Below are 14,433 nucleotides of genomic sequence, written 5' to 3' on the forward strand. Positions count from 1 at the left end.
CACGTGAAACACCGCAGGGCCGCCCGGCTGTCTCAGTCGAAGCTGTAGGCAAGCTCGAAATCGCCCCAGCGCCGCCCACCGATCACCAGCGGGACATAGACGTTGCGTACCACCACATAGGAATTGCCGTCGCCCTCCTGACGATAGACCGCCATCATGTAGGGCGCAGCCGATGCCTTGGCCTTGCGGTCGATCGCCTCCAGCATGATCCGGCCATTGCGGCAGAACTGGGTGTCATGATTGACATCGCCGGTAGGGGTGCGACTGCGCTCGGTCAGGTGGGTGGGAAGAAAGCCGTTCATGTCGGTGCAGGCTGCGGCCAGCACGCGCGGGTCGCTCGCCTTGGCGCGGTCGAGGAAAGGCCGCCACTCGGCGTCGGCCCAGTCGGTCAGGCGCGTGCGGAACAGCTGCGGGTTGGTGCCGGGGACGGGCACGTAGTCCGTATCGAACAGCGCTGCCATGGTGATCGCGCCGCAAGCCAACGCGGCCTCGGTATGCGCCACCAGTTCGCGCGCTATCGCCTGTGCCTGTTCCACCATCACACTGTCTTCGGGGCTGAGCCCGGCTTGGACGATCCGGTCGAACATTTCGGAGGCGGTGAACTCCAGCTCCTCCATCTTGCGATGCGCACCGTGGAGCCGGTCTTCGTTGCTGCGCGCGGCGGCATCGAAGCTGCTGAGCACGCGCTGCACCTTGTCGACATGGCCGGAGATCGTGCCGGTGGAGCGAGCGATGACGTCGTTCTGCTTGTCGACTTCCTCGACGAGAGCGCCGACGCTCGCCATGGTGGCCTCGATCCGCGCGACCGAGGCCTTGGCCTCGCCGCTCGCTCGCGCACCGGCTTCGATCCGGCCGATCACCATTTCCGCCTCGCCGCCCAATGCGTCGATCGTCTGGGCGATTTCCTCGGTCGCCTTGCGGGTGTCGTTGGCCAGGCTCTTCACCTCGCTTGCGACCACCGCGAAGGTGCGGCCCGCGTCCCCCGCACGCATCGCCTCGATCGTGGCATTGAGCGCGAGGATGTTGGTCGTCTCGGCAATGTTGTCTATGTCTTGCGCGGAGCGGCGCACCTGCTCCATTGCGGCAGAGAAGCTGGTTACGTGCTGGCCGAGCGCCTCGACCAGTTCGATGAGGCCGCCAATCTGCGCGAGCGATGACTCGATCAGCGCAGTGCCCTCAGCCAGCCGGTCAATCGCGCGTTCGGACAGAAGACGCGCCTCGTCGCTCGCTTCGGCAACCTTTGTCTGGTCGGCCTCAAGCGCGCGGACGGTTTCGGCCAGCGCCTCGTGCTCGGAACGCAGGATCTTGGAAGAAGCGATCACCGCTTCGACCACGCCGGCGACATCGCTGCAACCCACCGTCACTGCGCCGCAGCTTTCCGGGATCATCGTCAGCGCGCGGGCATTGACGGTGTCGATTGCGATCTGTTGCATGATGATAAGCCGCCCCTTGGTGCACCGCCGGTTTAGCGCCGGGATGGTTAGTGAAGGGTTAAGACCCGTGCCCACGTCCCACAAGAATGGGGACTGGTCAGGCACGTCCGTGCAGGTTAAGCAGCCTTCATGTTCTTCAACTTCGTCGACGAATTGCGGGCTGCCGGGATCGGCGCGTCTTTCAAGGAACACCTCACTTTGCTGGAGGCGCTCGACAAGGACGTGATCGAGCAGACGCCCGAGGCTTTCTACTACCTGTCGCGCGCGACTTTCGTGAAGGATGAAGGCCTGCTCGACCGTTTCGACCAGGTCTTTCAGAAGGTGTTCAGGGGGATCATGACCGATTATGGCCAGAACCCGGTGAACATTCCAGAGGAGTGGCTCAAGGCTGTCGCCGAGAAGTTTCTCACCCCCGAAGAGATGGAGAAGATCAAGTCGCTGGGCGACTGGGACGCGATCATGGAGACGCTCAAGCAGCGGCTCGCGGAACAGGAAAAGCGTCACCAGGGCGGCAACAAGTGGATCGGCACCGGCGGCACGAGCCCGTTCGGCAATTCGGGATACAACCCTGAAGGGGTGCGCATCGGCGGCGAGTCCCGCCACGGCAGGGCGATCAAGGTCTGGGAACGGCGCGAGTTCAAGAACCTCGACAACACCAGGGAACTGGGCACCCGCAACATCAAGATGGCGCTGCGCCGCCTGCGCCGCTTCGCCCGCGAGGGCGCGGCCGACGAGCTCGACATTCCCGCCACCATCGAAGGCACCGCCAAGCAGGGCTGGCTCGACATCAAGATGCGGCCCGAACGGCGCAATGCCGTCAAGCTGCTGCTGTTCCTCGACGTCGGCGGCTCGATGGACCCCTTCATCAAGCTAGTCGAGGAGCTGTTCAGCGCCGCCACGGCCGAGTTCAAGAACCTCGAATTCTTCTACTTCCACAACTGCCTCTACGAAGGCGTGTGGAAGGACAACAAGCGTCGCTGGCAGGAACGCACCAAGACTTGGGACGTGCTCCACAAATACGGCCACGACTACAAGATCGTCTTCGTAGGCGACGCGGCAATGAGCCCCTACGAGATCACCCATCCGGGCGGCAGCGTCGAGCACATGAACGAGGAAGCGGGCGCGGTGTGGCTCCAGCGCGTCACCAACACCTATCCCGCGACCGTGTGGCTCAACCCGGTGCCCGAGAAGCAATGGGGCTATTCGCAGTCTACCAAGATCATCAAGCAGCTAATGGGCGACCGGATGTATCCGCTGACGCTCGAGGGGTTGGATGACGCCATGCGGGAGCTTTCGCGCAAGCACGGGGCCTGAGCCGAGGGCTCAAAATCGCTCGGTTTCGTGGTAATCTTACGTCTCCGAGGAGACGTCATGCAACCGATCATCCTGTTGCTTGCCGCGGTGGCCCTGCTGGGTGCCGCTGATGCGCCGCCTTCGCCCTCGCCTGCCCAGCCCGACGCCGCCATGCGCATCATCGCGCCGCTCAAAGCGTCGGGCAAATGGTGCCACGATCGCCTCGTGCAGACCGATGTAGAGCCTTCGACCCGGCCGCGCTTCGAACGCGAGCCGGCAACGCCGGGCGATGGCCAGATGATCTATGCCGTGGAGCGGCGCATCGACGGATGCTCTATGGTGATGGTAAAATACGTCCCCAATGATCCGCGACAACCGCGAGTTCGGCCCTGCTCCTTGCCAGGGGCGCCGCTGCCCGAACGCGGCAAGTAGCTGCGCACTGCTCACCCCTTGCGGTCTAGCTCCGCGTCCAGATGCAGGCTGCAACGCCAAAAGAAGAACGCCGGCACCAACCCCAGCACCGCTGCGCCGTAGAGCACATAGCGCACGCTATCCGCACCAAAGCTGGGTTGCAGCCAGTCCGACAGCATCCCGAAAAACAATGGTCCCAAACCCAGGCCAATGAGGTTCTGGAAGAACAGCAGGGTTGCCGCCGCAATCGCCCGTGCCTTGATCGGCACCAGCCCCTGCGCCGCCGAATAGCACGGCCCATAGTAGAACGAATTGAACACGGTAGGGATGAACAGCAGCGCCAGCGCCAGCGGCCAGCTCGGCGCGTGGTAGGCGGCAATCGCCAGCGGCACGGCCAGTGCCATGCCGATCGCAGGCGCGCTCAGCACGTGGCGCCGATTGATCGCACCGAAGCGGTCGGCAAGGTATCCGCCCAGCCAAGTGCCCAACATCCCGCCCACCCCGCCCAGCAGGCCGAACCACAGTCCCACCTGCCCCGGGGTCAGATCATGGGTGCGCTGGAAGAAGATCGTGGTCCAAGTGGTCTTGCCATAGGACAGGAACGCCGCCGCCGATCCGGCGAAAAGCAGCAGCACAAAGGCGCGCGAGCCCATCACGTCCTTCAGCGCCTCGCCCAAGGGCAGCGCGGCCGGCTGGTTCTGGGCGCGCAGCACGGCGGCGGCATCCGCCCGACGCGGATCCTTGAGCACGAACCACACGAGTAGCGCCAGCCCCACCCCCGGCAGACCGACGATCACGAAAGCATCGCGCCAAGTCATCAGATCGGCCAAAGTGCCGCCGATCACCATTCCCAGCAAAGATCCCAGCGGAATGCCAAGCGAATAGAACGCCAGCGCAGAAGCGCGCTTCTCGGACGGCACAATATCGCTGATGAGCGAATGCGCCGGCGGGGTGCAACCCGCTTCACCCACGCCAACGCCGATGCGCGCGAGCAGCAGTTGCACGAAGTTCTGCGCCAGCCCGCACAGCGCCGTCATCGCCGACCACACGGCGAGCGCGACCGCGATCAGCCGGGGCCGGCTGGTCGTCGCCCGATCGGCGTAACGGGCGATGGGAATGCCGAGCAGAGTGTAGAACAGCGCGAAGGCGAGGCCCGTCATCAGCCCGATCTGGGTGTCGGAAAGCTTGAGGTCGCGTGCGATCGGCTCGGCCAGGATGTTGACGATCTGGCGATCGATGAAGTTGAAGATATAGACGGCCAGCAGTGTCCAAAGTGTGATCCGGACCGATCGCTGACCGGCTGTCCCGACATTCGTGCTCGCCATCGGCTCCCAATCCTCTCGCGGTGACGGGCCATCCGCCATCCCTAATTGTGTCATTGCAGTGGCGTTGGAGGGTGTCTTCCAGCGCCTTGAGGCCACTCAGTAAATCAGGTGCGGTCGCGCTTCGGCCACCCATGCGGCCTCGTCATGTGAGGCCATGACGTCAAGATCATGCGGTGTTGCCGCCGGGTCATCGACCCACTCGCGCAGCCCAGGCCCGCCATTGATGACATCGATCGCCAGCCGGCCAAGCTCGTATTCGTAAGGAAAGTCGCGCCACAGCAAGTAGTCGGGATAGAGCCGCCGGATCGCCTTAAATGCGAGCGCCTGAAGCCGCCAAGGGCGGAAAGCATGATGCTCATAAAAGCGCCCTTCTGCGTGCATCATCAGGGCGTGGCAAAGCTTTCCTGCATGCTTGTGGAAAGTCGGTTCGAACCAGCATTCCCGGATCGCGCAACCCGCCAGCCAGTCGGGTGCAAGGCGCTGCATCTCCGTCAGCACCGCTCTGGCATCAAGATCGGGCGCACCGAAGAGCACCTCCAGCGGCCGTGTGGTGCCGCGCCCTTCGGATAGTGTGGTGCCTTCGAGCATCACGGTGCCGGCATAGCAGCGGGCCATGTTGAGGTTGGCGGCATTGGGCGAGGGATTGATCCAGATCCGTGACGCCGGCCAACCAAAGCCGCCCTCCTCATCCGGCTGCCAGCCCTCCATCGTCACAACGCGATAGGCAAGATCAAGGCCGAAATGCGCGATGAACCAGTGGCCCATCTCTCCCATTGTCAGCCCGTGCCGCATCGGCATGGGCGCGGCGCCGACAAAGCTTTCCTGCCCAGGCACCAGCAGCGTGCCTTCGACCGGACGCCCGGCCGGATTGGGCCGGTCGAGCACCCATACTTCTTTGCCGTGCCGCGCCGCCTCCTCCAGCAGGTAGAGCAGCGTGGTGACGAAGGTGTAGATCCGGCAGCCGAGGTCCTGAAGGTCGAACAGAAAGACGTCGGCGCTTGACATCATCTCGCCAGTCGGCCGCCGCACCTTGCCATAGAGCGAGAAAATCGGAATGCCATAGGCCGGATCGAACGCGTCCGGCGTCTCGATCATGTTGTCCTGCTTGTCGCCCTTGAGCCCGTGCTGCGGACCGAAAGCGCTGGAAATGTTCACCCCGGCGCCGATCAGTGCATCAAGGCTGTGCACGAGCGTTTCGGTGAGGCTCGCAGGATGCGCCACCAGCGCGACGCGGCGGCCGCTTAGCCGGGCGAGCAGTTCGGGATCGGCCAGCAGCCGGTCAATACCAGTCTTCATGTGCCTTGGGGTGCAGCAGGCTTGCGGCAAAGGCAATGGCATTTGCGCCGCGCTTGCCTATATCCTCGCCCATGGACTGGACCAGCGCCCTTGTTGCCGCCGCGTGGGCAATCATCCTCGGGGGAGCGGGCGGCGCGCTGACCGAGATCGGCCAGTGGTATCGCGATCTCAGGAAACCGCAGTGGCAACCGCCTGACTGGCTGTTCGGCCCGGCCTGGACGGTGATCCTCGGGCTGGCCGGGTGGAGCTTCTACATCGGTCTTACCCGCGCGCCCACCCCGGAGACGAAGCTGGCGGTGGAAGCACTTTTCGCCGCCAATTTCGTGCTGCACTTGTGCTGGTCGCCGCTGTTCTTCAAGCTCAGGCGCCCCGACTGGGCGTTGGCGGAGAACGTGCTTTTGTGGGGTTCGGTCACCGCCCTCTTGACCGTGTTCCCACGGCTTGTGCAGGACAGCATCGTCGGCTGGCTCAACCTGCCCTATTTCATCTGGGTGAGTTTCGCCTTGATCCTCAATGCCAAGATCGTGCAGCTCAACCGCCCCTTCGGGCGCTAGCGTTCGATGATCAGCGTACGGCAGGCCTCGGAATGGAACTCGGGCTTGCCCGGCGGGAAGCCCAGCGCCCAGAACTGCTTGCCGCCGTCCGGATGCGCGACAATCGCATTGAGCGCCACCTGCGCAGGGGCCGGCAAAGCGGCGGCGATGCTGGCCGTCAGCACCAGCCCGCCGTCGTCATGCGAACAGGCAATCGCGATCGTATCGACCGGCGCATCGCGCATCCCCTCGCGGAAGTCATCGAAATCGTAGGCCGCCCAGCACCCCGAGGGCGAGAGGTTGAATTCTCGGTACCGGGTCCCGCCCAGAGGCTGCCAAAAGATCTCGAAGCAGGTCGTCTGCCACAGGTTGTCCATCCGCGCCGGCGTGGCCCGGGCCGGGAGCACGATCGCGGGAACCCGGCCATCGAGCCTGAATTCGGCCTCGCAGCCTTGCGCGGTCGCAGTGACCGAGGCGCTGACGGCGCGGATCGGGCCGAGGTCACAGGCGACATGGAGCATGAGCGGGTGCATCCGCGCTTCATGGCCCCGGCACCGGCGGCGGGCAAGTCTCTTCCCGTCTTCCTTCCCCGCTGTTAAGCGCGCGCCCCATGAGCACCTACGAATCCGCCCTTCTGCGCCTGCTCGACGAGCGCGGCTACATCCACCAGCTGACCGATGCGGCAGGGCTTGATGCCCTTGCAGCCAGGCAGATCGTGCCGGGATATGTCGGTTTCGATGCAACCGCGCCATCCCTGCATGTGGGCAGTCTGGTGCAGATCATGATGCTGCGGCGCTTGCAGCAGACCGGACACAAGCCGATCGTACTGATGGGCGGCGGGACAACGCGGATCGGCGATCCCACCGGGCGCGATCAGAGCCGCAAGATGCTCGACGACGAGACGATCGAGGCCAATGTCCAATCGATCTTCACTGTATTCAACAAGCTGTTGAAATTCGGTGACGGCCCGACTGACGCAGTGATGGTGAACAACCAGGATTGGCTCGGCAAGCTCGGCTATATCGAGCTGCTGCAGGAAATCGGCACGCACTTCACCATCAACCGGATGTTGACCTTCGATTCGGTTCGCCTTCGACTTGAGCGCGAACAGCCGATGACCTTCCTCGAATTCAATTACATGATACTGCAAGGATATGATTTCAGGTACTTGTCAAAGGAATTTGATGTCCGCTTGCAGATGGGTGGCAGTGACCAATGGGGCAATATCGTCAACGGGATCGAGCTAGGCCGGCGGATGGATGGGGTCGAGCTGTTCGGTCTTACCACCCCGTTGCTGACCACCGCGAGCGGAGCCAAGATGGGTAAGACTGCGGCCGGCGCCGTCTGGCTCAACGAAGATCAGCTGCCAAGTTACGACTTTTGGCAATATTGGCGCAATGTCGATGATGCCGACGTCGGCAGGTTCCTGCGGCTGTTCACCGATCTTCCCCTCGACGAGATCGCCCGTCTGGAAGCGCTGCAAGGCGCTGAAATCAATGCCGCCAAGATCGTGCTCGCCAATGAGGTGACCGCGCTGGTGCGCGGGCCAGACGCGGCTGCCCGCGCCGAGGCGACCGCGCGCGAAACCTTCACCGGCAGCGGCGCCGGCGAGGATCTGCCCACGCTTGCCACCGGTCCCGAAGGCATGCGCATAGCCGCGCTCCTCACCAATATCGGCCTGACAGCCTCGAACGGCGAGGCCAAACGAAAAATTGCCGAAGGCGCGGTTAGGCTGGAAGGCGAGACCATCACCGATCCTGCCCACCTCGTGCTGCCCGGCGAAGGCGAAACCTTGCGCCTCAGCCTCGGCAAGAAGCGCCATGCGCTGGTCAAGCGCTGAGAGCCCTTTACCAATTTGAAGCCTTTCTCGGGCATCTCCTGTGCGAACCCCAGGCACAACGGAGGATCGCGGCGCGTGACTGGCCGAGCAAGTCTGAGCGTAACCGATATGCGGCGTGCAGCGCGGCATCCGGTCGACTATCCGGTGATCGTCGAGCATTTCGATCATGGTGATCTCAAGCTGCATGTCTGCAACCTTTCGGCCCACGGCTTCATGGTCGACGATGCGCACCAGCTAGCGCGTGGCGACAGGATCATCATCCGCCTGCCGGTGGTGGGACGACTCGAGGCCTATGTGATCTGGACCCGCGATACGCGCGCCGGCTTCCAGTTCGAGCGGATTATCCGGCTCGATGATTTCATCGCCATCATCGACGAGCTGCAGCCCAACCCCCGCCTGCGCCGCCCGCGCTGAACCACAAGCCTCGCTCAACCCTTGGCAAGTTTCGCCTGCTTGGCAGGAGCGATAAGGCCTGCCATGGCGCGCGCGTGACCGAACCTACCTCCCCCCTCCAGATCGGCGATTACCGACGCTACTGGCTCGCGCGGTTTCTGGCCGTGTTCGCGACCATGTCGATGGTGGTCCTGCTCGGCTACCAGACCTACGAAGTCGCGCGTGCGGACTACGCCATGAGCCTGGCCGAGGCTTCCTTCTATCTCGGACTGCTGGGCCTGGCGCAGTTCGTTCCGCTGTTCGTTCTCACCCCGGTCGCGGGTCTCGCCGCCGACCGCTTTGACCGCCGTCATGTCGCCGCTTTCGCCAATGGAATAGACGCGCTGGTTGCGGTGCTGCTGACGGTGATGACCTGGACCGATACGCTCAATCTGCCGATCCTTTTCGCGCTGGCGGCGGCGCATGGCACTGCGCGGGTTTTCGTCGGACCGTCGATGAGCGCAATCGCGCCCAATATCGTGCCTTCTGCCCTCCTGCCGCGCGCCATCGCCTTGAGCTCGATCGCCTGGCAGGCCGCCAGCGTAGCCGGCCCGGCGGTGGGCGGGCTGATTTTTGCAAGCGCCGGGTGGCTGCCGCACGCCATCTCTGCCCTGATGCTGCTGGCCGGGACGATTCTGATCCTGTCGATCCGCCCGATCAAGGCGCGACACGAAAGCCCGACGCTGAAGCCGGTGCGTCAGATCATCGAGGGAATGATCTATGTCTGGCGTGAACGCTTTCTGCTCGGCTGTATCACCCTCGATCTGTTCGCGGTGCTGCTCGCCGGGGCAACCGCGCTGCTGCCGGTGTTCGCCCGCGATATCCTCTTCGTCGGCCCGGACGGCCTTGGTCTGATGCGCGCCGCCCCTGCGCTGGGAGCGGCGCTGGTGGCGCTGTGGCTGTCGTTCCACCCGATCGAACGTAGCGTGGGGGTGAAAATGCTCCTTGCCGTGGGCGCCTTCGGGGCGCTTACCATCGCCTTTGCCTTTTCGCGCAGCTTCGCCCTGTCGGTGGCGATCCTTGCCGCGATGGGTGCAGTCGACATGGTTTCGGTGTTCATTCGCTCGTCCTTGGTCCAGCTGTTCACGCCCGACGACAAGCGCGGGAGGGTGTCCGCGATTTCGGGCCTCGCGATTTCGGCCTCGAACGAGCTGGGCGAGATGCAATCCGGCCTGGCCGCAGCGCTGCTGGGGGCAACCGGAGCGGTTGTATTCGGAGGGGCGGGCGCGATAGTGGTGACACTTATCTGGGCGTGGTATTTTCCCGAATTGCGACACGCCAGCAGCTTCGAGCCGCAAGCGCTAAAAAGAGAGGTATCGACATGAAGGCTGACAGCATTCTCGCCACCATCGGCGGAACTGCGCATATCCGTCTGGCGCGGATGTTCCCGCACCACGAGGTCTGGGTGAAGTCCGAGCGGTCGAACCCCGGCGGCTCGATCAAGGATCGCATCGCGCTCGCCATGGTCGAGGATGCTGAGGCGCGCGGTGCGCTCAAGCCGGGTGGCACCATCGTCGAGCCGACCAGCGGCAACACCGGGATCGGCCTCGCCATGGTCGCGGCAGTCAAGGGTTACCGGCTGGTGCTGGTCATGCCCGAATCGATGTCGGTCGAGCGCCGCCGGCTGATGCTCGCCTATGGTGCGAGCTTTGATCTCACGCCGCGCGAGAAAGGCATGAAGGGCGCGATCGAACGCGCGCAGCAGCTGGTCGAGGAAACCCCGGGCGCGTGGATGCCGAGCCAGTTCGACAACCCCGCCAACCCTGCCATCCACGCCCGCACCACGGCGCAGGAAATCCTCGCCGATTTCGCCGACACGCCGATCGACGTGATCATTACCGGGGTTGGCACCGGCGGGCACCTGACCGGCTGCGCCGAGGAATTGAAGAAGCACTGGCCCTCGCTCAAGGCCTACGGGGTCGAGCCTGAGCTTTCGCCCGTCATCAGCGGCGGTCAGCCCGGCCCGCACCCGATCCAAGGCATCGGTGCAGGTTTCATTCCGGGCAATCTCCACACACAATCGATCGACGGTGCCATCACAGTAGCCGCTGAGGATGCACGCGAAATGGCCCGCCGTGCAGCGCGCGAGGAAGGGATGCTGGTGGGGATATCCTCCGGTGCGACCCTCGCTGCGATCGCCAGGAAACTGCCCGAATTGCCGAAAGACAGCCGCGTGCTCGGGTTCAACTACGACACCGGCGAGCGTTACCTTTCGGTGCCCGACTTTCTTCCGGTCGAATGAGCCTCGCCCCGCTTGCCTATGCCGACGGGGCCACCGCGCTGGCCGGATGGCTGGCGCGGCCTTCCGGCCCTGCCCGCGCCGCGGTCGCGGTGTTTCCGACCTTCATGAACATCACCCCAGGGATCGAGGCCAAGGCGCTGGCGCTGGCGGAGACGGGGTGCATCGCGCTGGTCGCCGATTTCTATGGCCCCGATACGCCGCATGATGCGCCCAGCGCCTTCGCCGCGATGGAACGGCTGCGTGCCGATCCCCTGGCGATGCGCCAGCGTTTGCGAGCATCGCTTGATGCTCTAGCGGGTATCGCGCCTGGGCTACCGCAGATCGCGATCGGCTTTTGCCTGGGCGGGATGGCGGTGCTGGAACTGGCGCGCGATGGTGCCGATCTGGCGCTGGTGGCGAGTTTTCATGGCCTGCTGGCCACGCCGCTTCCCGCGACCCAACCAATAAAGCCGCGAGTTTTGGTGTGCCACGGCGATGCTGATTCGCTAGTGCCGCGCCAGGATGTGATCGCCTTTTGGGAAGAGATGGACGGCGTGGCGGCAAACTGGCAGTTCATCTCCTTCGCGCGGGTCGAGCACGGCTTTACCAACCCGCTCACCCCCACCGGAATGCCCAATCCAGCCTATGATCCGCGCGCCGAGCGCCAATCCTGGGCGGCGCTGATGGGACTGATCGACGAGGTCGCGCCCTTGCCTGCCTAATACCCCCGGACCAACAGGCTTTCCTTAACCGTGTCGCGCTATCGCTTCGGGTGCACTGACGGCAATCCGACGGTGACACGCAACAAAGGTGATCATGAAATTCGTCAAGCTCGAATCGCGCGGCGGCAATTATCTCGTCGTGGCCGAGAACGTGGCGTGGCTGCGCGTGGCCGAGAACGGCCAGACCAGTGTCGGCATCATCGGCGGACAACCGCTGCTGGTGGTAGGCTCGCTTGAAGAAGTTGCCGCGAAGCTGCTCGCGGGAGCCGGCACCGAGGAGGCGGCCCCAGCGCCACCGGCACCCGCGCCTGCCGCGGCCCCCGTTCTTGCTCCGCGCGCGGCTCCGGATACTGCGCCCCAGCCCCAACCCGCGCCCGAACCCATGCCTGAGCCACGACCTGAAAGCATCGCCACAGCGCCCGCGTCGGTTCCGCTTGCACCAGCGCCAAAACCCGCGCTCACCCCTGCCCCGGCCCGCGTCGGCGAAGGTCCCAAACCCGTCATGCGCACCGGCATGAGCTTGTCCGAGCGCATCGCTGCGGCCGCCGCTCCCAAGCTCAAGGGCGGCAGCCAGCGCCTGATGGGGGCCCATGAGTAGGGCTCAGCACAGCACGGCGTCGGTGTAATCGGGATTGCTTGCCAGGCCGACCGACACGAAGCGCACGATGCGTCCGGCATATCGGCGACTGATGGACCGCCAGCGCACGCCGCGCCGATCGCCTGCGCCTTGCTGAACCACCGTAGCGACAATCGCCGCCTGCCCTTCCGGCAGTCACGCTCTTGCAGATGAGCGCAGTGCTGTTGGCCTCGCGCCAAGGGCAAAGGGCGCAAGATGCGAAAGACGCGGCGTCTGGCGATTTCGGGCATGGCGCTGGCGACGAGACCTTGGACAGGTTTGCGAAGACGGACATCGATTCACCGAACCATGCCCGAATCGCAACCCCGAACGACCGGCAACACCAAGCTGCTGGTTGGCCGAGTTGGGCCATGCGAAGAACGCGCGTCGCCGGAAACGCAAACGGCACCAAAACCTCGCCAAGGATACAGCAAGGGCCGCCATGCGCCCACATGACGACCCTGGCGTTCCGGAAACGCCCGAAGGGCTCAGGCGGCAGTCGCGAAGGCCTCTGCTGGCAGCTTCATCATATAATCGCTGCCCGCTTCGAGCTTGCGGCGCAGCGCACCGGCATCGGGCAGAAAGCGTTCGGCGTAGTAGTTGGCCGAGACCAACTTGGCTTCGTAGAATGCCTTGTCTTCCGGTTCGCCCGCCAGTTTGGCGAGGGCAACCTTGGCCATCTTCAACCAGAAGAAGCCGAGCGTTACGATGCCCATGATGTGCATATAGTGATGCGCCCCCGCGCCGAGGTGGTTGGGGTTGGCCATCGCGTTCTGCATGAACCACATCGTCGCCGCCTTTTGTTCGCCGAGAGCCTTTTCGAGGCGTTCGGCAACCGAGGCCAGCTCCGGCACCTGCTTGGCCGAGGCGATTTCTTCGTCAATCATGGCGAAGAAGGCCTGAATCGCCTTGCCGCCATTCATGGCAAGCTTGCGACCGCACAGATCCATCGCCTGCACGCCGTTGGTGCCTTCGTAGATCATCGCGATGCGGCTATCGCGGACGAACTGCTCCATGCCCCATTCGCGGACATAGCCGTGCCCGCCGAACACCTGCTGCATGTTGGTGGCGATTTCGTAGCCCTTGTCGGTGCCGTAGCCCTTGATGACAGGGGTCAACAGCCCGATCAACATGTCGGCACGCTCGCGCTCCTCGGCGGTCTGGGCCTTGTGGGTGAGATCGACCTGAAGCGCGCCCCAAAGGCACAGGGCGCGCATCGCTTCGGTGAATACCTTAGCGTCCATGAGCATCCGGCGCACATCGGGGTGGACGAAGATCGGATCGGCCTTGGCCGCAGGGTCGGCCGGGCCCGTGAGCGCGCGGCCCTGACGGCGGTCAAGCGCATAGGCAACGGCGTTCTGATAGGCGACTTCGGCCTGGGCGTAGCCCTGGATGCCGACTCCGAGACGCGCGGCGTTCATCATGATGAACATCGCGGCAAGACCCTTGTTTTCCTCGCCCACCATATAGCCCGTCGCGCCATCATAGTTGAGCAGGCAGGTGGCGTTGCCATGGATACCCATCTTCTTCTCGATCGAACCACAGGTCACCCGGTTGCGCTGCGCAGGGTTGCCGTTCTCGTCGAGCAGGAACTTGGGCACGATGAACAGCGAGATGCCCTTGGTCGAGTCGGGCGCACCCGGGGTCTTGGCCAGCACCAGGTGGATGATGTTGCTGGTCAGGTCATGCTCGCCGGCGGAAATGAAGATCTTGGTGCCGGTGATCGCGTAGGTTCCATCGCCATTGGGCACGGCCTTGGTGCGGATCATGCCGAGATCGGTGCCGCAATGCGGCTCGGTCAGATTCATGGTTCCCGACCACTCACCCGAGATCATCTTGGGCAGGAAGGTCGCCTTTTGCTCCTCCGAGCCCTTGGCGAGGATCGCCGAGATCGCGCCAGCAGTAAGGCCGGGATACATCGCGAAGGCCTGATTGGCGGTGGCGGTGTATTCCTCCAGCACGAAACCCAGCACATGCGGCATGCCCTGCCCGCCGAATGCCTCGGGCTGGGCGAGCGTGCCCCAACCGCTCTCCACATAGGCCTGATAGGCCTCCTTGAAGCCCGGCGGCGTAGTGACCGAGCCATCCTCGTGACGGGTGCAGCCATGCTCGTCACCTGCCTGATTGATCGGCGCGAGCACCTCGGCACAGAATTTGCCGGCCTCGTTGATGACGGTGTCGATCATGTCGGGCGTGGCATTCTCGAAGCCCGGCAGGTTGCCGTAACTGGCAAGGTCGAGCAACTCGTTGACAATAAAACGGGTATCGCGAGTGGGCGCGGTGTAGGTCGGCATCGGTTGGTCTCTCTGTT

At 64.1% G+C, this 14,433-nt stretch carries 14 protein-coding genes; 9 read left to right on the forward strand and 5 right to left on the reverse strand.

Annotation, left to right across the window (positions count from 1 at the left end; genetic code table 11):
• Window positions 1–32 precede the first annotated feature (32 nt).
• Window positions 33–1,433, reverse strand: a complete 1,401-nt coding sequence (locus BZF61_RS08150; RefSeq protein WP_086618382.1) for a methyl-accepting chemotaxis protein — start codon at window positions 1,431–1,433, stop codon at window positions 33–35.
• Window positions 1,434–1,562: 129 nt separating this feature from the next.
• Between BZF61_RS08150 and BZF61_RS08155 the strand changes: the two genes are divergently transcribed.
• Window positions 1,563–2,747 (forward strand): vWA domain-containing protein, encoded by a 1,185-nt coding sequence (locus BZF61_RS08155; protein WP_086618384.1) that lies wholly within the window; start codon window positions 1,563–1,565, stop codon window positions 2,745–2,747.
• A 57-nt stretch (window positions 2,748–2,804) separates the two neighbouring features.
• Entirely contained in the window at window positions 2,805–3,158 is a 354-nt protein-coding gene (locus BZF61_RS08160) for a hypothetical protein (protein ID WP_086618385.1), read from the forward strand.
• Between the two features lie 11 nt (window positions 3,159–3,169).
• Here BZF61_RS08160 and BZF61_RS08165 read toward each other — a convergent pair whose 3' ends face one another.
• Both BZF61_RS08165 and BZF61_RS08170 read right to left on the reverse strand, forming a co-directional pair.
• On the reverse strand, window positions 3,170–4,462 hold the full coding sequence (locus tag BZF61_RS08165) for a spinster family MFS transporter (protein ID WP_086618387.1): 1,293 nt from the start codon (window positions 4,460–4,462) through the stop codon (window positions 3,170–3,172).
• 96 nt (window positions 4,463–4,558) lie between these two features.
• On the reverse strand, window positions 4,559–5,758 hold the full coding sequence (locus tag BZF61_RS08170) for an exo-beta-N-acetylmuramidase NamZ family protein (protein ID WP_086618389.1): 1,200 nt from the start codon (window positions 5,756–5,758) through the stop codon (window positions 4,559–4,561).
• A gap of 71 nt (window positions 5,759–5,829) precedes the next feature.
• Between BZF61_RS08170 and BZF61_RS08175 the strand changes: the two genes are divergently transcribed.
• Complete coding sequence (locus BZF61_RS08175; RefSeq protein WP_086618391.1) at window positions 5,830–6,312, forward strand: TspO/MBR family protein; 483 nt, start codon at window positions 5,830–5,832, stop codon at window positions 6,310–6,312.
• Here the strand turns inward: BZF61_RS08175 and BZF61_RS08180 are convergent.
• Window positions 6,309–6,824, reverse strand: coding sequence for a DOMON domain-containing protein (locus BZF61_RS08180; protein ID WP_086618392.1), 516 nt, complete (start codon window positions 6,822–6,824; stop codon window positions 6,309–6,311). The two genes, BZF61_RS08175 and BZF61_RS08180, sit on opposite strands and share 4 nt — an antisense overlap.
• Before the next feature lie 77 nt (window positions 6,825–6,901).
• Here BZF61_RS08180 and tyrS point away from each other — a divergent pair, with 77 nt between their 5' ends.
• The 6 genes from tyrS (at window position 6,902) to BZF61_RS08210 (ending at window position 12,104) form a co-directional block, all read left to right on the forward strand.
• A complete protein-coding gene (gene tyrS / locus BZF61_RS08185) occupies window positions 6,902–8,131 on the forward strand; it encodes a tyrosine--tRNA ligase (RefSeq protein ID WP_086618394.1) in 1,230 nt (409 codons plus the stop codon).
• A 108-nt stretch (window positions 8,132–8,239) separates the two neighbouring features.
• Complete coding sequence (locus BZF61_RS08190) at window positions 8,240–8,545, forward strand: PilZ domain-containing protein (RefSeq protein ID WP_086618395.1); 306 nt, start codon at window positions 8,240–8,242, stop codon at window positions 8,543–8,545.
• A gap of 74 nt (window positions 8,546–8,619) precedes the next feature.
• A complete protein-coding gene (locus tag BZF61_RS08195; RefSeq protein ID WP_086618397.1) occupies window positions 8,620–9,888 on the forward strand; it encodes an MFS transporter in 1,269 nt (422 codons plus the stop codon).
• Entirely contained in the window at window positions 9,885–10,805 is a 921-nt protein-coding gene (cysK, locus tag BZF61_RS08200; protein ID WP_086618399.1) for a cysteine synthase A, read from the forward strand. The genes BZF61_RS08195 and cysK overlap by 4 nt, the downstream gene beginning before the upstream one ends.
• A complete protein-coding gene (locus BZF61_RS08205; protein WP_086618400.1) occupies window positions 10,802–11,506 on the forward strand; it encodes a dienelactone hydrolase family protein in 705 nt (234 codons plus the stop codon). The genes cysK and BZF61_RS08205 overlap by 4 nt, the downstream gene beginning before the upstream one ends.
• A 94-nt stretch (window positions 11,507–11,600) precedes the next feature.
• On the forward strand, window positions 11,601–12,104 hold the full coding sequence (locus tag BZF61_RS08210; RefSeq protein WP_086618402.1) for a hypothetical protein: 504 nt from the start codon (window positions 11,601–11,603) through the stop codon (window positions 12,102–12,104).
• A gap of 506 nt (window positions 12,105–12,610) precedes the next feature.
• On the opposite strand, the gene BZF61_RS08215 is transcribed toward BZF61_RS08210, so the two are convergent.
• The gene (locus tag BZF61_RS08215; protein WP_086618403.1) at window positions 12,611–14,416 is read right to left on the reverse strand and encodes an acyl-CoA dehydrogenase C-terminal domain-containing protein; all 1,806 of its coding nucleotides are present in this window, start codon (window positions 14,414–14,416) and stop codon (window positions 12,611–12,613) included.
• Window positions 14,417–14,433: the final 17 nt, after the last annotated feature.

This window comes from Erythrobacter tepidarius (assembly GCF_002155695.1).
GTDB classification, from domain to species: Bacteria; Pseudomonadota; Alphaproteobacteria; order Sphingomonadales; family Sphingomonadaceae; genus Erythrobacter; species Erythrobacter tepidarius.